This is a genomic window from Flavobacterium collinsii (assembly GCF_902804485.1).
Classification (GTDB): domain Bacteria; phylum Bacteroidota; class Bacteroidia; order Flavobacteriales; family Flavobacteriaceae; genus Flavobacterium; species Flavobacterium collinsii.
This window is the reverse complement of sequence record NZ_CADCST010000100.1, coordinates 56,700-78,817: the sequence shown is the minus strand read 5'-3', so window position 1 is coordinate 78,817 and position 22,118 is coordinate 56,700. Positions and strand designations below refer to the sequence as shown.

Genomic DNA, 22,118 nt, shown 5'->3' with positions numbered 1-22,118 from the left:
GAACTATGATTTTTTGATTAATATCAATATAACCATATTTATTGCTTAATTCGGCTAATATCATTCCCTTCTCATCAAGTGGATTTAAAAATTTATATTTTCCTAAAGGGATAATAGAATTTCCTTTTTCATCATTAAATCCCCAGGAATTTTCTCCCATGATTCTAATATATGTTGTAGGTTGGTTTTTTGAATCAACTTTATTACAAGAATAAAACAGAACTGATATCAGGAATATTTTAATGAATAATTTTATCATATTTTGATATGCATAATGGATGATTTTAATCTTTAGAAAAACGAATATTATTCGTTTTCAAATTGATTACTTTTGCGGCATGATTTCAATTCCTCACAAAGCTAAGCAATTCCTTGTTCTTCTAATCAAACTTTTGATTGTAGGTGGTGCATTTTACTTTATTTATAATCAGTTGGCACATAATGATAAGCTCGACTGGCAAAAATTTATCGTGTTGTTTCGTAAAAATCAGTCCGTATTAGGAATTGGTTTTATCTTGCTTTTGAGTGTTTTAAATCGTTATTTCGAAATTCTGAAATGGCAGAATCTGGCTACAGTAATTCATCAAATTTCTTTGGGAGAGGCTACAAAACAAGTTCTGGCTGCTTTAACAGCAGGAATTTTCACGCCAAACGGAGTAGGAGAGTATGCAGGAAAAGCATTGTATTATTCGAAATCAGAAACTAAAAAAGTAATTTTCTTAAACCTGATCTGCAACGGGATTCAAATGATCTTAACCGTGATTTTTGGGGTTTTTGGGTTGTTGTATTTTAATGTCAAACATGAGATTATTACAACGCAAACGGTTGCCATTTTGTTTGGTATTTTTGTATTGCTTCTTATTGTTTTGTTTTCTTTGAAGAAAATAAAAATTAAAGGATATTCGATCGAAAAATTAATACATAAGATTAACGAAATCCCTAAACCAATTCACCGCAAAAATATTCTTTTGGGGGTTTTGCGTTATCTGGTTTTTTCGCATCAGTACTACTTTTTGTTTTTGGCTTTTGATGTCGATTTGCCGTATTTCACTTTAATTGCTACTATTGCGGTCGTTTACTTTCTGGCCTCGTCACTACCTACTTTTCAGTTTCTGGATTTTGCGGTAAAAGGGAGCGTTGCGATTTATTTCTTTGGAATTTTAGGAGTAAACGAGTGGATCGTAGTTTTTATCAGCACTTTGATGTGGTTCCTTAATGTGGTTTTACCCGTCGTTATAGGAGCATATTATGTGTTGAATTTTAAAACCAGAACTGCAGAATGATTTTGGGTTTGTATACTCTATTAAGCATTTATGTGCTTGCTATTGGTTGGCTTGTTTATGGTTTTGCTAAAGTAAAAAAGTATCAAAGTACAGATTTAAAACCTCAAACGAGTTTTACAATTATAGTTCCGTTTCGGAATGAAGAGGAGAATTTGCCTAACCTTTTAGAGAGTTTTTCAACACTGAATTACCCTAGTGATTTGTTTGAAGTTATTTTGGTAGATGATAATTCTAAGGAGAAATTTCAAATCTCACATTTCGCATTTCACATTTCACAAATTGACAATATCCGGGTTTCGAGTTCTCCCAAAAAAGATGCTATTTCGACCGCAATGCAACAGGTAAAAACCGAATGGGTCATTACTACTGATGCCGATTGTTTGGTGTCTCAAAATTGGTTGTTAACCTTCGATAATTACATTCAGCAAAATAAGGTTTCGATGCTTGCAGGAGCTGTGAGCTATGCATGTGAAGACTCATTTTTGCATCATTTTCAACAATTGGATTTAACAAGTTTACAAGGAGCAACAATTGGAAGTTTTGGACTTCAAAAAGCCTTTATGTGCAACGGCGCCAATTTTGCCTATACTAAATCGATATTCGAAGCTTTAAATGGATTTGAAGGGAATGATAAAATCGCCAGTGGTGATGATGTTTTTTTATTGCAAAAAGCGGTTGAAGCATTTCCTGATGAAGTTCATTATTTAAAAGCAATGGAAGCAATTGTTATGACCAAACCAACGGAAGACTGGAAGACCTTATTTTATCAGAGAGTACGTTGGGCCGCTAAAACAAGTTCGTATCAAAGCAGCTTTGGAAAGATTTTGGGGATAATCGTTTTCTTAGGTAATCTGAGTTTTGTAATCGATTTTTTTGGGGTAGTCTTTTCGATTTGGCCCTATTACTTTTTCGTTTGGTTTGCCTTTTTGAAATTTACAATTGATTTTATTTTACTCCGTTGTACCAATCAATTTTTGACAAGCGAACGTATAAAAAGTTTGTTTTTAAGTAGTCTGTTATATCCCTTTTTTAGCTCGACTGTGGCTTTGTATAGTTTGTTTGGTTCTTATGAATGGAAAGGAAGAAAGTTCACGAAATAGACTATTTTTTTTCTTTAGCCTTAAGAATAACTGGCAGGATGAACTGAGTTTTTACAGGAATTCCGCGTTTAAGTGCCGGATTTATTTTTGGAAAATCGACTAAACGGGCATGTAGAATACTATCGATTTTAATCGTATCGTAAGCAACAGAATCTTTCGGAAATTGTGGTTCGAATTTCATGGTTGAATTAGGGAAAACCGTCACTTTTACTTCAATTGTGTCGAGTTCAGGATATAATATCGCAAGGGTGTCAATATCCAGTTTTTCTTGAATAAGCTGTGACATTACTTCAAAGAAGCACTGTTGGCGTTGTTTTTTATCGGCAATCTTTTCGCAATTGGCTACGGAGGGGAATTCGTCAACTTCTTTCCAGTTAATTGATTTTAATTCTTTTTGAAGTAATTCTTTTTCAGAGGGAACCTGCTTCTCAAAATATTGACAAGAATTGAAAAATAGAACAATTAATAAAATGAAAAATTGCTTCAAGAGTTTGATGTTGAATTGAACGATCATATTAAGGCATAAAAATACGATTATTTTTTTTGGGAAGCTTTGAATTGCAAATAATCTTCGTAGTTTTCTGACAACCATTTTTCTTTGTTTTGCGCTGCAACTTCTTTTTGCTCAGGATATAAAGAAGCCAGTCGATCAGAAAAAGCAGCAATCCGGACGGTATAATTGTAGAATTCCGTTTTATTTAATACAATATTTGGGTCATTTTTGCGATTAAAATATTCGAAGAATAGGGCGTCAAAATCTTTCATCGAAAAATTTAGTACTTTTTTCTTGTTACTTTTATAAATGCTGTCTTGCATAAGCTTATCGTTGATAGATAATTTTTTAGTTTGGGCATGTAAATTGCTATTGATTACCAGGATCAAAAAACTACAGGAGATAAAGTGCAAAAATTGAGGCATTAATTCGTTCCTTTAGAAAGTTGGTAGCTCAAATTTACAAAAAAAGATATGGATTTACTATTGTTACTACTTGGTTTTATATGTATGATTGTTGGGATTTTTGGTAGTTTTTTACCTGTGTTGCCTGGATTGTCATCTTGTTGGATAGGCTTATTATTGCTTTATCTGACAGAAGCAGTTGAAAATAATTATTGGGTTTTGGGAATTACACTTTTGCTAACCATTGTAATTACAGTTCTTGATTATATAATTCCCGCAAAAGGGACTAAGAAGTTTGGAGGGAGTTCGTACGGAGTTTGGGGAACCAACATTGGTTTAATCCTTGGTATTGTTGCTCCTATTCCGTTTGGGGTTATTATTGGACCTTTTGTTGGGGCTCTTGTTGGAGAATTGATTTATGATTCAGCCAACCATCAACGTGCATTAAAAGCAGCTACAGGATCAGTTTTGGGTTTTCTTGCTTCAAGTTTTGTGAATTTTTTATTCTGTATCATCTTTCTGGGCATTTTCATTAGTGTTGTCTGGCAAAATCGCCTGTTACTGTTTTAAATCACGTATTTATCCTTAAGCTTTTTCTTATTTTTTCATTTTTTATTAAAAATAACTGTATTTTTTTCTAACCAGTTTTTATTTGTTTTGATAACGAATGGGTTATGTTTACTGGAACTTCAGGATTTTTATGCTCAACAATTGTTAAAGCTACAATTGACTATTTAACTTATTTTTTGGAAATGTTAAAATATTTTATATTTTTATCCTGATAAACGATAAAAAGCCTCACTTTGTCGATTATTTTTAATGGATTTAAATAATTTTAAACAAGTTAAGTATGACTCCAAACCTACAAATTGAACTTAGACGTTTTATTTCTTCTAATGTTGTTTCAAAGTTGAACAAGTTTTATTTTGAAAATGATGCACTTTTAATTAAGGGAATTGATGTTTCGATAGGTACAGTTTTAATGGGGTTGTATAACAGGGCCGAGGAATCGGATTTTTACAAAGGAATTGCTTCATTAATACAAGATGATTCTACTTTTTATCAGGAAGTTGATTTTACATCAGGACGTATTTTATCAGTTGATGATTGCTATCGTTTAGAAGGAAATGGTTTGTTGAAAGAAATTTTTACTAATAAAAAGGGCAGGATTTCTGAAATGATTTCTAACGAAGTCGGAATAAAAAGCGAAACTGCCAGAGAAATTCTTAACTTTTCAGCCTTATTAGTCGTCTCTTACCTTAAGAACAATATTCAAATAGTAGAGAGTTTAAAATTACTTTTGGAAGATCAAAAAAGAGACATTTTAAACAGTATTCCACCCGGAATCAAGATTATCCTGGGATTTTCATGCTACGAATCGGTAGAAGAAAAAAACCAATCTATAGGAAGATCAATTTTTACATTATTCGGTCATAACTTTTTTAGCTTCTAAATAAAAAATCCCGTCTTACAAAAGTAAAACAGGATCTATATTTAATTCAATTTGAATGGCTTCTTAAACATTTTTCAAGTTGATGATTTCCTGGTCGGTTAAAAAACGCCAGTTACCTCTAGGTAAATTTTTCTTGGTTAAACCTGCAAATGATACACGATCAATACGTAGCACATCATAATCAAAGTTTTCGAAAATAGCACGTACCACTTTTACATTCGAAGAACGTAATTTAAGACCTACTTCGCTTTTCGCTTCTTTTTCAATATAGCTGATTTCTTCAACAAAAACACGGTGTCCGTCAAGAACCAAGCCTTTGCTTATTTTTTCTAAATCTTCAAACTTTAAGTTTTTATCTAAAGAAACCTGGTAGATTTTAGATGACTTTTGACTTGGTAAAGTAAATTTACGAATCATGTCAGTATCATTAGTAAACAATAATAAACCAGTCGTGTTCTTGTCCATTCTTCCAATCGGAGCAATTTTTGCCGTTGTAGAACCGCGAACCAATTCTAAAACATTACGATATTCCTGACCTTCGTCAAGAGCAGTTGTAAAGTTTTTAGGTTTGTTTAATAAGATGTATTCTTTCTTTTCAGGAGTCAAAGTAACACCGTCAAAATTCACAACATCATTTAATTTTACTAAATAACCCATTTCAGTTACCGGAACACCATTTACTTTGACATTTCCGGACTGAATGTATATATCAGCATCACGACGTGAACAAACACCTGAATTAGAGATGTATTTATTCAAGCGAATTTCGTCTGCAGCTTTTTGTCTTTTTGGAGCCTGATTCTGTTTTTTGATTTTTTCTGCCTTTTCTTCTTCGGCAGCCTTCACAGCAGGTTTCACTTTTTTCGGCCCTTGAGCACGTTTTGCCATAGGAGGTTTTGGCTTGTTAGAGTTTGGCCTAGAGCTATTTGGTCTCGATCCGCCTCTTTTATTATTGCCTTCCTTATTGTTCATAAATTCTGTAATTTGTGCAAAGATAGTTTATTCTTGCTAAATAATCCTAAGTTCATTGTTCTTAGATTAATAGCTGTTATTTTTTAGAGTTGCCGAAGCATAACAATTGGCTTTTTTATGGGCATTTTTTCCCGCTTTTCGTTTCAATCTTTTATTTGAAAAAAAATAAAAGGATTTCCACTTCAATCGGGGCTACTTTCAAACAATTGGCTTCTTTTAATCATTTTGTAAAAAGTTATGTCACAAAGATTTAAGAAAGAAAAAGCAAAAAGTAAAAAAAAACAGTCGTAAAGATCTGCATCAACGGTAAGTAATTTTTTAAAACTTCAGTAGTAAATTTTTTCCATGCCATAAAACACTGGGGTTAATTAATACGATGCAAAAGACACCCGAAACAATCAAAAATTTCAGGACATTGTGAAGTAATAAAAATTGTTCTTTCGAATTTGATTTCCATAAATAAATCAGGAAAAAAAGCAATACGGCAAAACAGATATAAAAGTAAATATCCATATAGCCCACATCATAAATGTTGATTAGAATGTAAACCGGAACCACAGTTAAGAGAGTTAAAACGGTAATGATCTGTTTCGAAACTTTTTCATTGTAAAGGATCGGGATTGTTCTGTAATTGTTTGCTAAATCGCCTTTCAGATTCTCTAAATCTTTTATCATTTCCCGAATCAGTAATAATAAAAATAAGAAAACTGCATGAGATGAAATAACCATAAAATGACTCATGTGGTCTTCTATTTCTTCAAATGAAATTTTGTTGTAGAAATACAAAAGAATAGCAAAAAACGGAATTACTGCCAGGAAGGCTGCAGTAAGATTGCCTACAATTGGATACTTTTTTACTTTATGAGAATAAAACCAGATTAGGAAAATATAAACCGAAAAGAACAAGAAAGCGCGCCAGGAAACAATCAGAGCCATTAAAGCAGCAATAAAATTGAGTGTGAAGTAAACTGATAGTTTTGTTTTTTGACTGACTAATCGGTCCAGCATTGATTTATTAGGTCTGTTGATTAGATCTTTTTGGCTGTCGTAAAAATTATTAATGATATAACCCGAAGCAATAGTGATGGCAGAAGCAAAAACGATTAGAAACAAATTAAAATCCAGTAAAATGTCGAGTGCTCTTTTTTCAGGCGCCAGTATAAAAATGGCTGATAAGTATTGCGCCAAAACAATAATCGGAATGTTATAGCCTCTCACTACGGAGAACAAACTAACAATTTTCATGACTAAAAGTTTGTGCTGTCTGCTTAACATTTTTTGAATTTGGTTTCGGATTTTAATTCTAGACTTGTTTATAGGTTCTCGTTCTGCAAAACATAGAAGGGCTCCTTGTGGATTTGGAGCTTCAGGAGTCGAAAACGAAAAGTTGTGATCCGGTTGCAGAGTAGATAAAGACAGCAATCTCTTCAATAACCAGTCTTGGAAATTTTACTTTTGTGGAGTGAACAGTAATGCTAAAGCTTTTTTCTAAAAGTACCAATAACGAAATTAAAGGGCATAAAAATGGAATACCTCCTAAAAAAGTCGCTTTGATAATCTTTAAAATACTATTCATACGCCATAACTTTTAAGGTTCTTTTAAAGACTATCTAATTAAGACCGGTTTTTAGAGGTTGGCTTTAAAACTGGTAAACTACCTCTAACTTATAATCTTTTAAAGATGCTTTGGCACGCTCTAGATCTTCGGTAAAGCCCAGAATATAACCGCCTCCGCCTGAACCGCAAAGTTTTAAATAATAGTCATTGGTATCAATTCCGTTCTGCCAGATGCCATGAAATTGTTCCGGAATCATTGGCTTGAAGTTGTTTAAAACGACTTTTGATAGCTTTTTAGTATTGGTAAACAACGATTTCATGTCACCATGTAAAAAGTTCTCTACGCAAGCATCGGTATATTTTACAAATTGGTTTTTAAGCATGGTACGGAAACCCTTGTCTTTCAGGCTTTCCATAAAAATGTTAACCATCGGAGCAGTTTCACCTACAATTCCAGAATCCAATAAAAACACAGCACCTTTTCCGTCAAAACTCTGAGTCGGAATTCCGGTTGCTTCAATGTTATCTTTAGAGTTGATTAAAATAGGAATGCTTAAATAACTGTTTAATGGATCTAAACCAGAGCTTTTTCCGTGGAAGAAACTCTCCATTTGAGCAAATATGTTTTTTAACTGCAACAGTTTTTCACGAGTAAGATTCTCTAAAACGGTTATTTTATCGGTAGCGTATTTATCGTAAATAGCAGCAACAAGTGCACCGCTGCTTCCAACTCCGTATCCTTGCGGAATACTGGAATCAAAATACATTCCGGTTTCAACATCATTTTTTAAAGTAGCCAAATCAAAAGCAACCAGGTCCGGTTGTTCTGTTTGTAACGTTTCAAGGTAAGATGCAAAACGCTTTAAACTAGCATTAGATGCCATTGCTTCTGCCGAGGGATCTTCGGTTTTCTTTAAAGCTCCGTTGTAAAAATTATAAGGAATAGAAAGTCCTTTAGAGTCACGGATGATTCCGTATTCTCCAAAGAGTAATATTTTTGAGTAAAATAAGGGTCCTTTCATGTTTATTTTATGTCTTTTTTTATTTTATTTGGGTCTTGTCTGGTGTCGAAAATAGTGTGAATTCTAATCTCATTAGCACTATAACTATATAATAAACTCGATTGTTTGGCTATAACACATTTTCGATATTTTTTATTTACGGATGATTTTGGGAAAATCTCAGGATTCATACTTACTATCGAAATTGCTTTTTCAAATTTAATAATAAACGACTTTTGCGATTTTTCCGACCATCTGGCTTCGATGAATTTTAAAATTTCATCTAAATTTCTTTCAGCAGTTTTTGAAAAATTTACTTTAAGATTCACTATCTGTATTTTTTCATAACATCTTCAAAACTACTAAATTCACCTCGTTCAAATTCTAATTCACTTTGAGCGATGTCCGCTTTTTGTTCTTCCGTCAAATCATCCCACCAGTCTTTCTGCTCTTTCTTAAAGATTTTTCGAATTGACCTCAAGATAGATGGATCCTCTGTATCAGCTAACATTTTTATCAATTCGAGTTTTTCTAATTGAATGTCCATAATCAAAATTTTAATTAAAGGTACGCAAAATTATAATGCAATCGCGCCCGCTCCAATTTTGTCGCAAATGTACTGACCATTCTGGCAAAATACAACTAATTCGTCCTGAATAAATTGTAGTACTTTGTCGGTAACATTTTCGGGATATAAAACGTGAACATTTGCTCCTGCATCAAGTGTAAAACAAACCGGTATTTGTGTTTCGTTTCTGAATTTCCAGATGGCATTGATGATTTGCAATGTGTTAGGTTTCATTAAAATGAAGTAAGGCATTGATGTCATCATCATGGCGTGTAAAGTCAATGCTTCGCTTTCTACAACTTTGATAAATTCATTTAAATTACCATTTTCAAAAATGGCAATTAACTGGTCTAGATTGTTGTGTGCCTGAGCAAAACGTCTTTCAGCATAGGGATGGTCGTGCATCAAATCGTGCCCAACGGTACTCGAAACCTGTTTTTCGCCTTTATCAACCAGTAAAATAGTATCCTGATAGTTGTTGAAATTCTCATGTACAGCATAAGGAAATTCTACACCAAATAAATCCGAACTTCCTCCGATGTTGGCCTGGTTTCCCCAAACGACCACATTCCCTTTTACACTTCGGCAGGCACTTCCAGACCCCAGACGGGCTAAAAAAGAAGCTTTTTGATAAAAGTATGCATCACTCATTTCAGGGTTTAAAACTTTCTCTAAACTCATGAAATTCATTGCCAAAGCTGCCATTCCAGAAGCCGAGGAAGCAATTCCGGAGCTGTGTGGAAATGTATTCTGAGTATCAATTGTAAAATGATATTCTTTCAGGAAAGGTAAATAAATGTGAACTCGTTCTAAGAACTTTTGAATTTTGGGTTTAAAATCTTCTTTTGGTTTTCCTTCAAAAAGTAAATCAAAAGAAAAAGAATCCTGATTTTTTTTCTTTGCAAAACCTAATTTCGTAATCGTTTTGCAATTATTTAAAGTAAAACTTACTGAAGGATTTGCCGGAATTTGATTGTCTTTTTTGCCCCAGTATTTTACTAATGCAATATTGCTGGGTGCGCTCCACTCAAAATTTCCGTTTTCGATGGATGAAGTATAGGTGTTTGGAATAAAATCAGCTGCTGTAAACATGAAATATAAAATTTTGGCAAAGATAGTTTTTAAAATATTTCGCCATGTAAGTTATATCAGAAAATGTAAGTCAGATTCCAACTAAAATGAACTTGAGAGCGCTTATAGGATTTACATTTTCTTTTTGATTATTTTTGGACAAAAATCAAAGCAAAATGAACAAGATCGTCAAAATCGCAATTGCATTAGTTATTTGTTTAATGGTGGGGTATTCTGCAAGTGTAGTAACAAGACCAAGTGTTGAAACATGGTATCCGACTCTTATAAAACCGGTTTTTAATCCGCCCAATTGGATTTTTATGCCTGTTTGGACTTTGCTTTATATCTTAATGGCGGTTGCAGCCGGATTGGTTTGGGATAAAGTAAAGGATCAAAAAGAGACAGTGAAAATTGCCTTAGGCTTCTTTTTAATTCAGTTAATATTAAATGCGATCTGGTCGTATTTGTTCTTCGAATTGAAGAATCCGATGCTGGCCTTAATCGAAATTGTGCTTTTGTGGCTTATGATTTATGAGACGTATCTAAAATTTATAAAAATTAATAAAATTGCCGGATATTTATTGATTCCATACATGGCTTGGGTAGCATTTGCAGGAGTTTTAAATGCCAGTATCTGGTGGTTGAACAAGTAGTGTTTTTGTTTCAGGTTACAAGCTTTTTTGTTTCAAGTTAATTCCATGATAAATCTGCTTTATGAATAAATTTAAGCTCACTTTAGTTGTTTTGTTTTTAATCTCATTTAAGTGTTTTGCCTGCTTGAATGGCGAGACTAAAACATTAAAAAATGGGTATTTAATTTACATCGATTACAGAGGAATTGTTCCTCGTGGTCATAATTTTGACGCAGGAGTTTCTTCCCGGTTGCTTTTTGAACTCGATAGTATCTATAAAAAGACAAAGGATATAGATTATTTATCTGATAAAGGGTATGTTTTAATCGTTCTGAAAAAGTATGAGGAAGCATTAAAATTGTATCTAAATATTGAAAAAATTAAGCCGAATAAGTATTCTACAGCATCAAATCTTGGAACGCTCTACGAATTAATGGGAGAAAATGAGAAAGCTTATGATTGGATTAAGAAATCAATTGAAATAAATCCCGAATCTCATGAAGGATCAGAATGGATACATTTAAAAATATTAGAGGCCAAAATTAAGAATTTAAGCAGTGTTTCCGGGGAGTTTTTAATAGGTACAAGTTTTGGTACAGCTGAGATTCCTAAAAGTAGTTTTTCAAAATCTGACTTAGAGAGATTAAGTAAATCTATTTATTATCAGTTGAATGAACGTATAACCTTTATAAAACCAAAGGACAAAATAATTTCGATCTTGTTTTTCGAATTGGCAAATATTGTCAAATTAATTGAAAAGAATAAAACGGCAATTGAAATATATGAACGTGCTAAAGAGTACGGACTAGATAATGAATTGATTAATAAAAGGCTGCAATATTGTTATCAATTTGAGATTGATTATTGTGAAAGTCGAAATCTAAGACTTTATGATGCAAATCGTGATTTAAGATCTAAAATGAATGGGATCGATAGAGATTATGTAAATCAAATCGAAATAATTTTAATTATTTTATCTGTTGTTATAGCAATCTTAATAATTGCTTTGGTTGTTTTTTATATTAAGTGGAAGAGTTTAAAAGATTACATTTTTCTGAATGATTCGAAAACGAATGTTTAATTCTTATTCTCCGTTTTCAGTTTTTTGAACATCTCATTTTTGGCATACATAAAATCCATTGTGGTGAGAATGTTGCTGTTTGTTAAGAGCATTTTAGATCTGGGATCAGCATCACAAAATTCAATAAAAAGATCTTTCTCTTCCGGTTTTAGTTTTAAATTTTTGCTAAAAAAATCATCTGGAATTGATGTCGCTACCAGTTTTTTGAAATTAGTTTCCGGAGCTTTAGTTTTGAAAGGCTTATCATCTTCTGTTTTAAACAAACCAATTAAACCTTTTCCAAGTCTCGAAAAATCGATACCGTTTGTAATAGTCCCGTTATAAACACCCGTATATTTTTGTAAAGAGCCAGCATCTTTTGCCAATTTTATATCGTCTATTTCTTGTTGAGAGATTTTTACCGGATCAAATTTGATATTGGTAATAACGACTTCCTCTAATTCTTCCGGTTTTATAACCATATTTACGGTGATGTTGTTTTGGTCTATGTTTTCTTGGGTTATTTTTAGCCTGGTGAAAAAATAATCTTTAGAAAAAAACAGTAAGCTATCCCGGCTTTTGACTAAAATAGAAAACTCTCCCAGATTATTTGTCTGCGTACTTGTTTGGGCTGTTTTGTTTATGACTTCGACTTTGTTCAGTGGATGGTTATTGGACATCACTTTTCCGTGAAGTATTTTTTCTGATTGTGAAACAGACAGCTGATAGGTAAAAAAAGAAATAGTGGTAAGTAATTTTACTTTCATTTGCAGAAATTCATTAAGTTTTTTTTAGTTTTTAGATTCTATTTTCAGTTTCTGGAATTCGATATTTTTGGTATATAAAAAATCCATTGTGGTTAGTATATTTGGATCTTCTAAAAGCGTTTTAGATTTCGGATCAACATCGCAGAATTTAATAAAAATTTCTTTTTCTCCAGGTTTTAGCTTTAAATCGTTGGTAAAAAATCCGGGAGGACAGGAAGCAGCGACCAGTTTTTTAAAGCGCTCGTCATTTTCAATCTTTTTCTTTTTCTTAGTTGGAAGAGCTATATTGTAGTTAAGCGCATTTTTGATTCTTCCGTCATTAATATTTAGGTAGCGCTGAATTAAATCATTAGCTTGCTTGTCGTTTTTGACTTGGTTTGCAGCTTCTGTACTGTAAGTGATTTTGGGAAGTTTGTTGTTTATGATAACGATGTTGTCTAATTCTTCGGTTATTGGGATCATATCGATAATGATCATGTTACTTCCTATATCTTTGGAGGTAAGCTTGATTCTTTTGAACAAAAAATTTTTAGAGAAAAAGATAAGGCTGTCCTGGGCTTTTGCAAGTATGAAAAATTCTCCTAAATGATTTGTTGTTGTACTGGTTTGCGCAGTTTTATTGATTACTTCTATATTTTTAAGTAAGATTGTTTCGGATTGTACTTTTCCTTTAAGAAGTTTTTCGGTTTGAGAAATAGAAAGTTGATAAGTGAAAAAAGAAATTGTGGTAAGTAGTTTTACTTTCATTTAATGGTATTTAGCTGAAAGTAAAATTATTAGAATAGTCTTAATGAAAACTTAGTAAACCTGTAAATTCTTGTTAATTATAGTTTGCTTGCAAAGTTTTCCCGAGCTAGTCCTTTAATAATAAAAAAGAGTTTGTTGTTGATTTTTGCAATAGAAATAAAGGCTGTTTTAGCATCAAATTTTTCATACTCAAAAAAACAATTGCCTCCATTTCATTTTCAGAAAAAGAGGCAGTTGTCGTGATTTGTTTTGTAATGAAGAATATCTTTTATCAATCAGATTAGATATAATAGGTTATGGAGTACTTATTTTTTCTATTGCCCATTCTTTGGCTAAACCTGCTCCGGTTGCTTTTACAATTACAAATAAATTATTTCCGGCAGAATTACTAAATACAAAAAAAGGTTCGGCATCGTAAAATACTTTATTTGATTCACTTTTTGATACAAGAAACTGCTCTAACGGTATCTTGTTTTTAAAAGTAAGATTTGAGTCATTATATACATAAATGTATGGAGGTTTCTTTTGATTCCAATTATCAGCTACTAGTAGTAGATAAAGATTGTTTTTTATTGATGAATGATCTAACCATTGAATAGGAGAGTATGCGTTCGTTTCAGTATTGATTGTACCGTTATATAACATATCCTGACTTTTAAGTTCGGAAGTTTTAAATACAGTTTTTCCTCTTGTAAATATTCTATTCCCATCTTCAGAAAACCATAGATTTCCGTTCATGATATAATCTCCATGATAGGGAGAATCGTAGCTATATTCTGCATTTCCATTTTGAATGTTGTATTTCTCTATATCCATTGGAGATAACCCATTTTCTGCACCATATATATATTTGCCTGAAGGATGTAATCGTGCTTTATTTCCTTCGTAAATTTTTTCACCAATATGTTCATATTCATTATCATTCACCAAGCTTAAATTTATAGATCTTATGAAGGTCGATTGACCTTTCGCAGGGAAAACGTATGCCCATTTATTATTTCCAAGCACAATATCATTTGCGTAACAAGATACAGGATATGTTTTTGTAATAGTTTTGCTAGTTAAATTGATGTAAGAAATATGTTTATCATGTCCAGCAACTGCTGTTTTTCCATCAGGAGATATTGAGATACATGTAGGGGCATATAATAATGGTATACTTTCAATCAAGCCTGTATTTGTAGATAGAATATTTACTGCAGCGGGACTTGCCGAGACATATACAAGCTGATCAGTAACTTTAGAAAACTCCGCATCGACAACATCAGAGTTTAAAACTACTTTCTGTTCTACAAAATTGGTTACACTTACAACAATTGAATCTTTTTTATTGTTGATATTTAGATATAATTTTGAATAAGATTTACCATTTGGCAAGGTCTTTTTATCAACAGTGACCATAATTCCATCATGATTTAGCGAAGTTACAACCCCTTCTTTCTTAGAAAGTTCGATATAGTTTTTTGAACTTACGAGAGTATAATTTAAAGATGTTTCACCTTGATTCTCAATATTAAGAACAAGTTTGTTATTGAAAATAGTAAAATTTAAGGTATCCGGTACCGAGTAATTTGCGTCTTTAATTTGTTCATTTGAATCGTTACTCGAACAGCCGATAAGTGTTAACAATGTGATTAATGTAAATGCAATTTTTTTCATATTATTTATTTTTTATCTCATGACTTTTATAGTTTATCATAACTATAAAAAAGAAAATGTAAATAGTAAGTGGTTTTTATTAAAAGAAATAATTATTAGTTAATATTGATTTTTTGAATTGCCCATTTATTAACTAAATCAGAATCAAGTGCTTTTGTTACTACAAATAAACGATTCCCAGTTGAATTGCTAAAGACAAAATATGGCACCGCATCATAAGTTTCTACACTGTTTTTTTTCGTTTGATTGAAATATTTTTCCAAATCAAATTTATTTACATAGCTAAGATCTGAATCGTTAAAAACGTAAATGTTATTTGATTTTATCGGATTCCATTTATCGTCATTTGAAAAGATTACATATAATTTTCCTTTTGAAGAAGAATGATCCAGCCAATCAATTTTATAATTGCTTTCAGAAGGAATTTTACCATTATATACAGCATCTAAATTATTAAGTTCGGAAGTCTTTAAAACACTTCTCTCTCTAGTAAAGAGCCTATTGCCGTCTTCTGAAAACCATATGCTGGGGATAGTGTAGTTTTCTTCTTCAAAGTTGGATTCGTATTGATCGTCAATATCTCCTTTTTTAATTGTAAGTCGTTGAACTTTAGCTCTTGATAGCGGACTTTGTGAATAAATATATTTACCTGATGGATGTAGTCTTCCTTTAGTTCCAGCGCTTATTTGATTGTATATACTTCTGGGCATTTCGTAATTATATTCCAAATTCATATTTACGCTTTTTATATACGTCCACTGATCTTTTTCTGGAAAAACATATGCCCATCTATTATTTCCAAGAACAATATCGAGTGCAGAACAAGAAATATCATAGGTTTGGATTATGGATGGATTTTTTAAATTAAGATGTGTGATGTGACCATCATGACCCACTACAGCTGTATTACCATTTTGTGAAATGGAAATACATGTAGGGGTATAAGCCAGCGAAATTTTTTGTAATGATTCGGTACTGGAATTAAAAATATTTACTTGGGAAGGATTTGATGATACATATACTAATTGATCCGTTTTTTTTGAATATTCAGCATCTATAACATTTGTTTGTAATGTTATTTTCTCTTCTTTGATTTTTTTAGAATCGTTAGAGCCATTTTCACAACTATAGATTGTAAATAAAAGTACAGCTCCTAATAATATTTTATGCATTTTTTTTGTAAGTTTTGTCTTGTTTTTCGGGTGCAAATATAAAAAGTCTTTTAAAAAATTAACTATAGAATTGCACTTTATTAAATTTCATTCGCCAAAATAAACCCGCTTGTCCAGGCATTTTGAAAATTGAAACCTCCTGTAATGGCATCAATATTAACAATTTCGCCTGCAAAAAAAAGATTTTTATGCAATTTGCTTTCCATTGTTTTGAAGTTGATTTCTTTTAAATCGATTCCGCCTGCTGTAACAAATTCTTCTTTAAAAGTACTTTTTCCGTTGACCTGAAATGTTGCTTTTGTAAGTTGAGAAGCGAGCTGCTGCAATTGATTTTTAGACAAATCCGCCCATTTGGTTTCGGTGTCAATGCCCGAAGCCAGAACCAGGCTTTCCCATAAACGATTTGGAAAGTCGAAAGGCGATTTTTTTGAAACGGCTTTCTTAGCATGCTCCTGTTTTAGTTCTTTCAGTTTTTTTTCGGCATCTTCTGTGTCAACATCATTTAACCAATTGACGAAAATAGTAAACTGATAATTTTTATCGAATAGAATACGGGCTCCCCAGGCCGAAAGTTTCAGAATGGCCGGGCCACTCATTCCCCAATGTGTGATTAACAAAGGTCCGGTCGATTCAAGTTTGGTATCTTTTACGGTAACAGTGACTTGTGCTGCAACACCAGGTAATTCTTTTATTCGGGGATCTTTAATATTAAAAGTAAAAAGGGAAGGAACAGGGCTTACAACTGCATGCCCGTGGTTTTGTAGCATTTCCCAGATTTTAGGATTGCTTCCGGTAGCCATTACTAATTTTTCGGCAGCGAAATTTTCATTTTGAGTATCAATTTTCCAGCAATCTTCTTTTTTAAAAATCGATTGTACGCTTTGTCCCGTCAGTACTTTTATACCTAGTTTTTCGGTGGCATTTAAAAAACAATCTATAATAGTTTGTGAGGAATTGGAAACGGGAAACATTCTGCCATCTTCTTCTATTTTAAGTTCAACGCCATGTTTTTCGAACCATTCGATTGTATCTCCGGAACAAAATTGATGAAAAGGGCCACGAAGTTCTTTTTCGCCACGCGGATAAAACTTAACCAGTTCATTTGGTTCAAAACAGGCGTGGGTTACGTTGCATCTTCCGCCGCCCGAAACACGAACCTTAGAGAGTACTTCCTTTCCTCTTTCTAAAATGGCAATTTTCAGTTTAGGATTTTTCTCTGCAATATTAATCGCAGTGAAAAAACCTGCAGCACCTCCGCCAACAATAATGATATCGAAATTTTTGGTCATATTTTTTTATTTGCCACAGATTCACAAATTTTTATTCTCAGAGATAAGAAAAAATACTTCGTGAATTTGGGGCTATTTTAAACTTATATTTTGTCCGGACAGTCAGAAATGATTCCGTCTATATTATAATTCTTTACTTTTTGAATGTCTTCTTCCATATTAACGGTCCATGGCAAAACGAGAAATCCTTTTTCCTGCATTTGGCTTACATTTTCTAAATCCAGCAGGTGATAATCAGGATGAATGGCTTTCGCTTTTATGGTTTTGGCGAAAGCTAGAGCAGTATCAAGATCTTCCTCTGTTAAAACACCAATAGGAATTTTTGGATTTAAATAGGATGTTTCCTGTAGCATATTCCAATCGAAACTTGAAACTATAAAATGATTGTAGTTCCAGTTTTTTTCTGAGATATATTGTTCAATTAATGCGACAACTTTTTTTGGGGTTCCTAAACCTTTTAATTCGACATTAATGAAACATTTTTTGTCAACCAGATCAAAAACTTCGTTTAAAGTTGGAATTTCATATTGCCCGGCAATCAGAAATGATTTTAGTTCGGCTAAGGTATATTGAGTGATCTCGCCCCTTCCGTTGGTCATTTTGTCAATGGTTTCATCATGCATTACAATTATATGTTCATCAGCGCTTAAGTGAACATCAAGTTCAATTCCGTCAGCATTGAGATCTAACGCTTTCTGAAATGCTTTTAAAGTGTTCTCAGGTTCGTAAGCTTTTGCGCCTCTGTGTGCTATTTTTAGCATTTTGCAGTATTTTTTCTAACCGCAAAGGTCGCAAAGTTTTACGCAAGGTTAGCAAGGAATTTATTAAAAATTAAATAGCCACGAATTCACGAATTATTTTTTCTTATCTCTGAAAATAAAAATTCGTGAATTCGTAGCTAAAAAACTTTGTGAATCTTTACGTTTCTCTGCGGTAAGATCGTTATTCTTTTTCCAATAAAACAATGTCGAAATCGCTGTCAATACTTACTCTTCCATCAATTACTTCAACTTTCTGGTTGGAGTAGGTGTCTTTTAATTTTGTTCCGTTTGGGAAGACATCACCAACAGGAAGTTCTTTTTTGCCTTTGGGTAAATCCAAGCTAATTACAACTTTATCCGTATAGATATTTTTTGTGAAGGTTCTTGAAAAAACATAAGGTTGTGTGCTAATTTGATGGTGGATTCCTGCACCAACAGCGGGATGATTTCTTCTAAACTGACCTAATTTTTGCCAATGCAATAGTGTTTTTTGAGTTTCTGGGTTGTTTTGAATTTCGTCCCAATTCATGTTTGAGCGCAAAGTAGCATCTCCCTGGGTGCCTTCGATTACTAAAGGTCGGGCAGATTCATCACCATAATATACCTGTGACATTCCCGGGCAAAGGAGTAGTTTGGTTCCCGCTTCAATACCTTTTACACGATAGGCATCAAAAGGCTGACCGTCATCGTGTGAAGACATATAGTTTAAAACCGAATATCCTTTCAGTTCATTAGTAAAATGATTGGAATATTTCGAAAACAAACCTTCATAATTGTTTTGAGCGGCGTTCCACTTGAATTCAAAATTAATCATGCTGTTGAAACCGTTTTGGAAATAATTTACTTTTCGATCTCCAAAATCATAGTCCTGCCCACCACTTATTCCGTATCCGTAAACTTCGGCAATCGTATAAAAGGGGTTTTGATCTAAAACTTCCAGAGGATGCTGTTTTTTCCAGATTTCGAAAGCATAGTCACATTCTTTTTTAAAATCGGCCCAGACATTTTCTTCGGTATGTTTTACGGTATCGCCTCTGTAACCGTCAATTCCGAATGCTGTAATATAATCAGTGAGCCATTTTATGATATAATATTTTGGACTTCTTGGATATCCTGTTCTTTTGAAGAATTCATCCAGTGAAGCGATTTCTTTTTCATAGCGGCCTTCTTTCTTCCACTTTTCGATTAAAAGAGGGGGTAATTCGACATTCTGTGTACTTTCTGTTTTTACATCCGGAAGGTTGTCTACTAAGGTACACATGGTTGTATTTTCAAATGATTTGTAATCACAAACCACTCCCGTTCGCACCCAGTCTGAAGGCCAAACGGGATCTTCGGGAGTTACCGGGCCAGTATGGTTGATAACGCCGTCGAGAATAATTCGGATGCCTTTCGCATGTGCTTTTTTGACTAAATTGGCTAAGTCCTCTTTAGTTCCGAAATTTGGATCCAGCGCTGTCCAGTCCTTTGCCCAATAGCCATGAAAACCATAGCTAAGTCCTGTTCCTTCGTCAACTCCACCATGTATTTGTTCGACAAGGGGAGTTAGCCAGATCGCATTGATTCCTAATTGAGTAAAATAACCAGATTCGATTTTTTTGGTGATTCCAATAATATCGCCACCTTCAAAACCACGTAATTTTCCCGGAGTCTTAGTTCGGTTGAAGTTAACGTCATTAGAAGTATCTCCGTTATAAAAGCGATCGGTAAGTAAGAAATAAACATTGGCTCCTTCCCAAACGAAGGGTGTTTTTGAAGTGTTTTCTTTATTCATTGTAACTGATTTTGAGCCAGAACAACTCATGATTAAGGATACTAAAGGTAAAAAAAGGAAAATGTATTTTTTCATTATTCAGGAATTTTTTAGACATACATGATGTTGGAAAAAACAGCCACAACCCGAGCGATAGCAAATTAGCGAATCAATTCACAAATTAGTTTCTATGAAGTTTGAGAGTAAAAATTCGTGAATTCGTGGTGGAATTACTTTGTGTTGAACTTTAAACACATAGAAACATAGATCTTATTTTCTAATAGAAAGATTAAAATAAATGACTCGTCATTTACACATAACTGTGAGTATACAATGGCTATGTTTGTTTGAACAAGTGAAACGCCTTTTATAGAACCAGGCAATCTATGTTTCTATGTGTTTAGATAAAAATTATTCCAATTCTAAAATAAGTGCTGACTTAGGTTCCAAAGTAATTTCAGAAGTTAAATCGAATGTTTTTCCGGTGATGACATCTTTACCTGTTTTAAAATTTTTGATGTTTTCCTTAAAACGGTTTGTTTTTACAACTTGCTCTTTTGCATTGTTATTGAAAACAACCATTACAGTTTTAGCATCCGTATATCTGAAATAAACATAAGTGTTGTTTTCCGGAATGTAATGTGTCATCTTTCCGAAATGAACAGCTTCGTTTGATTTTCTCCAGTTGAATAATTTAGAGGTGAAGTCAAAATATTTTGCTTGTTCAGCCGTTCTGCCTTCTTTGGTGAAAGCATTGTTTTTATCACCGGTCCATCCGCCCGGGAAATCCTGACGAATGTCGGCATCGCCTTTGCTTTTGTCGCCGCCCATTCCAATTTCTGAACCGTAATACACTTGTGGAATTCCACGAATTGTAGCCAATAAAGTCATAGTTAGTTTGTATTTTGCCAAATCATACTTAAAATTATGATTGATACGGTCGGTGTCATGATTTTCGGCAAAAACTAAAATATTATTGGTGTTTGGATATAAATAATCCATTGCAAAATTGTTGTAGAATTTAATCAATCCATTATCCCAGCTTGGTTCATTTTCGTTGAAAGCAGAACTAATCTGACTTTGAAGTGTAAAATCCATCACACTAGGCAGATTGGAATTGTAATTTTCGATCGCACCAATTTTACTGTCTTTTTGCCAATAAGCTAAGTTCGCCTGATTGTGCATCCATATTTCTCCAACGATATTGAAATTAGGATATTCGTTCGTAACTGCTTTTGCCCAATTGGCCATTGCAGTTTGATCAGAGTAATTGTAAGTGTCAACTCTGAATCCGTCAAGATTGGCATATTCAATCCACCAAATCGCATTTTGAGTCAGGTATTTGGCAACAAGAGGATTTCTTAAATTCAAGTCCGGCATTGAAGGTACAAACCAGCCGTCAATACAAACTTCCTGATCTATTTTTGAAGCGTGAATATCAGTAATTACTTCGCGACGGTGGTGCGTTTGTGTAAAAGTTTCAAATTGATTGAACCAGGTTTTGGTTGGAATATCTTTCATCATCCAATGGGTAATTCCCCAGTGATTGGTTACATAATCCATAACAAGTTTCATGTTTTTTTTATGCATTTCTGTAGACAGACGAACATAATCTTCATTTGTTCCGTAACGCGGATCTATTTTGTACACGTCTGATTGTGCATAAGTATGGTACGAGTGCTGTTTGTCGTTGTCCTCACAAAGGGGCGTATTCCAAATAGTGGTTGCACCAAGAGACGAGATATAATCCAGGTTTTTAATGATTCCCTCGATGTCTCCACCGTGACGGCCACTTGGATCCTGACGGTTCCCTTTTTCGGTTAAAGCGGCATTACTGTCGTTTTTCGGATTTCCGTTTGCAAAACGATCCGGCATGATGAGGTACATTACATCTGATGCGTCGTAGCTTTTTCGGTCTGCCGAGTTGGCTCTTCTTTCTTTAAGTGTGTATTTTTGAGTAAAAGCGACTTTGTTTTTGATTTTGAAGTAGAAAACCAAGTCAGAAGCTTTTAGGTTTTGTGTATCAATGGTAACAAAAAGATAGTTTGGATTTTCTGTTTTTTCAACGCTTTTAATCACCACATTATTTGAAACAGAAGTCTCGTATTGTGAAATGTCTTTTCCGTAGAACATAATCTGCAATTCGGGATTTTTCATACCGGCATACCAAAATGGCGGCTCTGTTTTTTGGATTTGCGCTTTCGCGGAAGTGGAAAATAATAGAATGAATAGTATTAATTTATAGAGATTATGTTTTTCTAGGTGTGTTTTGCAATTTTTCATAATTTGTGGTTTAAATCGATGAAGATTTTTAATTGTTAATTTTTTTGATTTGAGACGGAGGAAAAAACAAAATCTGAAAAACTTAATTGCATA

The 22,118-nt window shown here is 33.4% G+C and carries 23 protein-coding genes; 6 read left to right on the top strand and 17 right to left on the bottom strand.

Features of this window, described 5'->3' with window-relative positions; translation table 11 throughout:
- The first annotated feature begins 338 nt into the window (after nucleotides 1-338).
- Both FLA105534_RS16150 and FLA105534_RS16145 read left to right on the top strand, forming a co-directional pair.
- Nucleotides 339-1,283, top strand: a complete 945-nt coding sequence (locus FLA105534_RS16150) for a lysylphosphatidylglycerol synthase transmembrane domain-containing protein (protein ID WP_173967154.1) — start codon at nucleotides 339-341, stop codon at nucleotides 1,281-1,283.
- On the top strand, nucleotides 1,280-2,383 hold the full coding sequence (locus FLA105534_RS16145; RefSeq protein ID WP_173967153.1) for a glycosyltransferase family 2 protein: 1,104 nt from the start codon (nucleotides 1,280-1,282) through the stop codon (nucleotides 2,381-2,383). Before FLA105534_RS16150 ends, FLA105534_RS16145 begins: the two co-directional genes overlap by 4 nt.
- Before the next feature lies 1 nt (nucleotide 2,384).
- On the opposite strand, the gene FLA105534_RS16140 is transcribed toward FLA105534_RS16145, so the two are convergent.
- Nucleotides 2,385-2,870, bottom strand: a complete 486-nt coding sequence (locus FLA105534_RS16140) for a hypothetical protein (RefSeq protein ID WP_173967152.1) — start codon at nucleotides 2,868-2,870, stop codon at nucleotides 2,385-2,387.
- A gap of 47 nt (nucleotides 2,871-2,917) precedes the next feature.
- Nucleotides 2,918-3,301 carry a hypothetical protein gene (locus tag FLA105534_RS16135; RefSeq protein ID WP_173967151.1) on the bottom strand — a complete coding sequence of 128 codons (384 nt, stop codon included), beginning with the start codon at nucleotides 3,299-3,301 and terminating at the stop codon, nucleotides 2,918-2,920.
- 48 nt (nucleotides 3,302-3,349) lie between these two features.
- On the opposite strand from FLA105534_RS16135, the gene FLA105534_RS16130 reads away from it, so the two are divergent.
- Together FLA105534_RS16130 and FLA105534_RS16125 are read left to right on the top strand one after the other, a co-directional pair.
- Nucleotides 3,350-3,850, top strand: a complete 501-nt coding sequence (locus FLA105534_RS16130; RefSeq protein ID WP_173967150.1) for a DUF456 domain-containing protein — start codon at nucleotides 3,350-3,352, stop codon at nucleotides 3,848-3,850.
- A gap of 280 nt (nucleotides 3,851-4,130) precedes the next feature.
- Nucleotides 4,131-4,733 carry a DUF937 domain-containing protein gene (locus tag FLA105534_RS16125; RefSeq protein ID WP_173967149.1) on the top strand — a complete coding sequence of 201 codons (603 nt, stop codon included), beginning with the start codon at nucleotides 4,131-4,133 and terminating at the stop codon, nucleotides 4,731-4,733.
- A gap of 63 nt (nucleotides 4,734-4,796) precedes the next feature.
- Here FLA105534_RS16125 and FLA105534_RS16120 read toward each other — a convergent pair whose 3' ends face one another.
- The 7 genes from FLA105534_RS16120 to FLA105534_RS16090 all read right to left on the bottom strand — a co-directional run bounded on the left by FLA105534_RS16120 (nucleotide 4,797) and on the right by FLA105534_RS16090 (nucleotide 9,923).
- Nucleotides 4,797-5,705 (bottom strand): pseudouridine synthase, encoded by a 909-nt coding sequence (locus tag FLA105534_RS16120; RefSeq protein ID WP_173967148.1) that lies wholly within the window; start codon nucleotides 5,703-5,705, stop codon nucleotides 4,797-4,799.
- A gap of 318 nt (nucleotides 5,706-6,023) precedes the next feature.
- Nucleotides 6,024-6,980 (bottom strand): geranylgeranylglycerol-phosphate geranylgeranyltransferase, encoded by a 957-nt coding sequence (locus tag FLA105534_RS16115; RefSeq protein WP_173967147.1) that lies wholly within the window; start codon nucleotides 6,978-6,980, stop codon nucleotides 6,024-6,026.
- 91 nt (nucleotides 6,981-7,071) lie between these two features.
- Nucleotides 7,072-7,281: a hypothetical protein gene (locus FLA105534_RS16110; RefSeq protein ID WP_173967146.1), complete on the bottom strand. Its 210-nt coding sequence runs from the start codon at nucleotides 7,279-7,281 to the stop codon at nucleotides 7,072-7,074.
- Between the two features lie 64 nt (nucleotides 7,282-7,345).
- Nucleotides 7,346-8,284, bottom strand: coding sequence for a mevalonate kinase family protein (locus tag FLA105534_RS16105; RefSeq protein ID WP_173967145.1), 939 nt, complete (start codon nucleotides 8,282-8,284; stop codon nucleotides 7,346-7,348).
- Nucleotides 8,285-8,286: 2 nt separating this feature from the next.
- The gene (locus FLA105534_RS16100; RefSeq protein ID WP_173967144.1) at nucleotides 8,287-8,592 is read right to left on the bottom strand and encodes a type II toxin-antitoxin system RelE/ParE family toxin; all 306 of its coding nucleotides are present in this window, start codon (nucleotides 8,590-8,592) and stop codon (nucleotides 8,287-8,289) included.
- Nucleotides 8,592-8,810, bottom strand: coding sequence for a hypothetical protein (locus tag FLA105534_RS16095; RefSeq protein ID WP_173967143.1), 219 nt, complete (start codon nucleotides 8,808-8,810; stop codon nucleotides 8,592-8,594). Before FLA105534_RS16095 ends, FLA105534_RS16100 begins: the two co-directional genes overlap by 1 nt.
- A gap of 30 nt (nucleotides 8,811-8,840) precedes the next feature.
- On the bottom strand, nucleotides 8,841-9,923 hold the full coding sequence (locus tag FLA105534_RS16090; protein WP_173967142.1) for a diphosphomevalonate/mevalonate 3,5-bisphosphate decarboxylase family protein: 1,083 nt from the start codon (nucleotides 9,921-9,923) through the stop codon (nucleotides 8,841-8,843).
- A gap of 155 nt (nucleotides 9,924-10,078) precedes the next feature.
- Here FLA105534_RS16090 and FLA105534_RS16085 point away from each other — a divergent pair, with 155 nt between their 5' ends.
- Nucleotides 10,079-10,555 (top strand): TspO/MBR family protein, encoded by a 477-nt coding sequence (locus FLA105534_RS16085; protein WP_173967141.1) that lies wholly within the window; start codon nucleotides 10,079-10,081, stop codon nucleotides 10,553-10,555.
- A gap of 61 nt (nucleotides 10,556-10,616) precedes the next feature.
- Nucleotides 10,617-11,615, top strand: coding sequence for a tetratricopeptide repeat protein (locus FLA105534_RS16080; protein WP_173967140.1), 999 nt, complete (start codon nucleotides 10,617-10,619; stop codon nucleotides 11,613-11,615).
- On the opposite strand, the gene FLA105534_RS16075 is transcribed toward FLA105534_RS16080, so the two are convergent.
- The 8 genes from FLA105534_RS16075 to FLA105534_RS16040 all read right to left on the bottom strand — a co-directional run bounded on the left by FLA105534_RS16075 (nucleotide 11,612) and on the right by FLA105534_RS16040 (nucleotide 22,025).
- Nucleotides 11,612-12,361, bottom strand: coding sequence for a hypothetical protein (locus FLA105534_RS16075; RefSeq protein WP_173967139.1), 750 nt, complete (start codon nucleotides 12,359-12,361; stop codon nucleotides 11,612-11,614). The two genes, FLA105534_RS16080 and FLA105534_RS16075, sit on opposite strands and share 4 nt — an antisense overlap.
- Before the next feature lie 24 nt (nucleotides 12,362-12,385).
- Entirely contained in the window at nucleotides 12,386-13,108 is a 723-nt protein-coding gene (locus FLA105534_RS16070) for a hypothetical protein (protein ID WP_173967138.1), read from the bottom strand.
- A 294-nt stretch (nucleotides 13,109-13,402) separates the two neighbouring features.
- A complete protein-coding gene (locus FLA105534_RS16065; RefSeq protein ID WP_173967137.1) occupies nucleotides 13,403-14,767 on the bottom strand; it encodes a YncE family protein in 1,365 nt (454 codons plus the stop codon).
- Between the two features lie 95 nt (nucleotides 14,768-14,862).
- Nucleotides 14,863-15,939 carry a hypothetical protein gene (locus FLA105534_RS16060; protein WP_173967136.1) on the bottom strand — a complete coding sequence of 359 codons (1,077 nt, stop codon included), beginning with the start codon at nucleotides 15,937-15,939 and terminating at the stop codon, nucleotides 14,863-14,865.
- A gap of 80 nt (nucleotides 15,940-16,019) precedes the next feature.
- A complete protein-coding gene (locus FLA105534_RS16055; protein WP_173967135.1) occupies nucleotides 16,020-17,228 on the bottom strand; it encodes a BaiN/RdsA family NAD(P)/FAD-dependent oxidoreductase in 1,209 nt (402 codons plus the stop codon).
- Nucleotides 17,229-17,311: 83 nt separating this feature from the next.
- Nucleotides 17,312-17,989 carry a glycerophosphodiester phosphodiesterase gene (locus tag FLA105534_RS16050; RefSeq protein ID WP_173967134.1) on the bottom strand — a complete coding sequence of 226 codons (678 nt, stop codon included), beginning with the start codon at nucleotides 17,987-17,989 and terminating at the stop codon, nucleotides 17,312-17,314.
- Nucleotides 17,990-18,170: 181 nt separating this feature from the next.
- A complete protein-coding gene (locus FLA105534_RS16045) occupies nucleotides 18,171-19,838 on the bottom strand; it encodes an alpha-amylase family glycosyl hydrolase (RefSeq protein WP_173967133.1) in 1,668 nt (555 codons plus the stop codon).
- Between the two features lie 315 nt (nucleotides 19,839-20,153).
- A complete protein-coding gene (locus FLA105534_RS16040) occupies nucleotides 20,154-22,025 on the bottom strand; it encodes a glycoside hydrolase family 13 protein (protein ID WP_173967132.1) in 1,872 nt (623 codons plus the stop codon).
- Between the last annotated feature and the right edge of the window lie 93 nt (nucleotides 22,026-22,118).

Excerpts from the sequence above, each read along its gene's own strand:
- FLA105534_RS16150 (WP_173967154.1), top strand. The coding sequence starts at position 339 with ATGATTTCAATTCCTCACAAAGCTAAGCAATTCCTTGTTCTTCTAATC.
- FLA105534_RS16145 (WP_173967153.1), top strand. The coding sequence starts at position 1,280 with ATGATTTTGGGTTTGTATACTCTATTAAGCATTTATGTGCTTGCTATT.
- FLA105534_RS16135 (WP_173967151.1), bottom strand. The coding sequence starts at position 3,301 with ATGCCTCAATTTTTGCACTTTATCTCCTGTAGTTTTTTGATCCTGGTA.
- FLA105534_RS16130 (WP_173967150.1), top strand. The coding sequence starts at position 3,350 with ATGGATTTACTATTGTTACTACTTGGTTTTATATGTATGATTGTTGGG.
- FLA105534_RS16125 (WP_173967149.1), top strand. The coding sequence starts at position 4,131 with ATGACTCCAAACCTACAAATTGAACTTAGACGTTTTATTTCTTCTAAT.
- FLA105534_RS16120 (WP_173967148.1), bottom strand. The coding sequence starts at position 5,705 with ATGAACAATAAGGAAGGCAATAATAAAAGAGGCGGATCGAGACCAAAT.
- FLA105534_RS16115 (WP_173967147.1), bottom strand. The coding sequence starts at position 6,980 with ATGTTAAGCAGACAGCACAAACTTTTAGTCATGAAAATTGTTAGTTTG.
- FLA105534_RS16110 (WP_173967146.1), bottom strand. The coding sequence starts at position 7,281 with ATGAATAGTATTTTAAAGATTATCAAAGCGACTTTTTTAGGAGGTATT.
- FLA105534_RS16105 (WP_173967145.1), bottom strand. The coding sequence starts at position 8,284 with ATGAAAGGACCCTTATTTTACTCAAAAATATTACTCTTTGGAGAATAC.
- FLA105534_RS16095 (WP_173967143.1), bottom strand. The coding sequence starts at position 8,810 with ATGGACATTCAATTAGAAAAACTCGAATTGATAAAAATGTTAGCTGAT.
- FLA105534_RS16090 (WP_173967142.1), bottom strand. The coding sequence starts at position 9,923 with ATGTTTACAGCAGCTGATTTTATTCCAAACACCTATACTTCATCCATC.
- FLA105534_RS16085 (WP_173967141.1), top strand. The coding sequence starts at position 10,079 with ATGAACAAGATCGTCAAAATCGCAATTGCATTAGTTATTTGTTTAATG.
- FLA105534_RS16080 (WP_173967140.1), top strand. The coding sequence starts at position 10,617 with ATGAATAAATTTAAGCTCACTTTAGTTGTTTTGTTTTTAATCTCATTT.
- FLA105534_RS16075 (WP_173967139.1), bottom strand. The coding sequence starts at position 12,361 with ATGAAAGTAAAATTACTTACCACTATTTCTTTTTTTACCTATCAGCTG.
- FLA105534_RS16070 (WP_173967138.1), bottom strand. The coding sequence starts at position 13,108 with ATGAAAGTAAAACTACTTACCACAATTTCTTTTTTCACTTATCAACTT.
- FLA105534_RS16065 (WP_173967137.1), bottom strand. The coding sequence starts at position 14,767 with ATGAAAAAAATTGCATTTACATTAATCACATTGTTAACACTTATCGGC.
- FLA105534_RS16060 (WP_173967136.1), bottom strand. The coding sequence starts at position 15,939 with ATGCATAAAATATTATTAGGAGCTGTACTTTTATTTACAATCTATAGT.
- FLA105534_RS16055 (WP_173967135.1), bottom strand. The coding sequence starts at position 17,228 with ATGACCAAAAATTTCGATATCATTATTGTTGGCGGAGGTGCTGCAGGT.
- FLA105534_RS16050 (WP_173967134.1), bottom strand. The coding sequence starts at position 17,989 with ATGCTAAAAATAGCACACAGAGGCGCAAAAGCTTACGAACCTGAGAAC.
- FLA105534_RS16045 (WP_173967133.1), bottom strand. The coding sequence starts at position 19,838 with ATGAAAAAATACATTTTCCTTTTTTTACCTTTAGTATCCTTAATCATG.
- FLA105534_RS16040 (WP_173967132.1), bottom strand. The coding sequence starts at position 22,025 with ATGAAAAATTGCAAAACACACCTAGAAAAACATAATCTCTATAAATTA.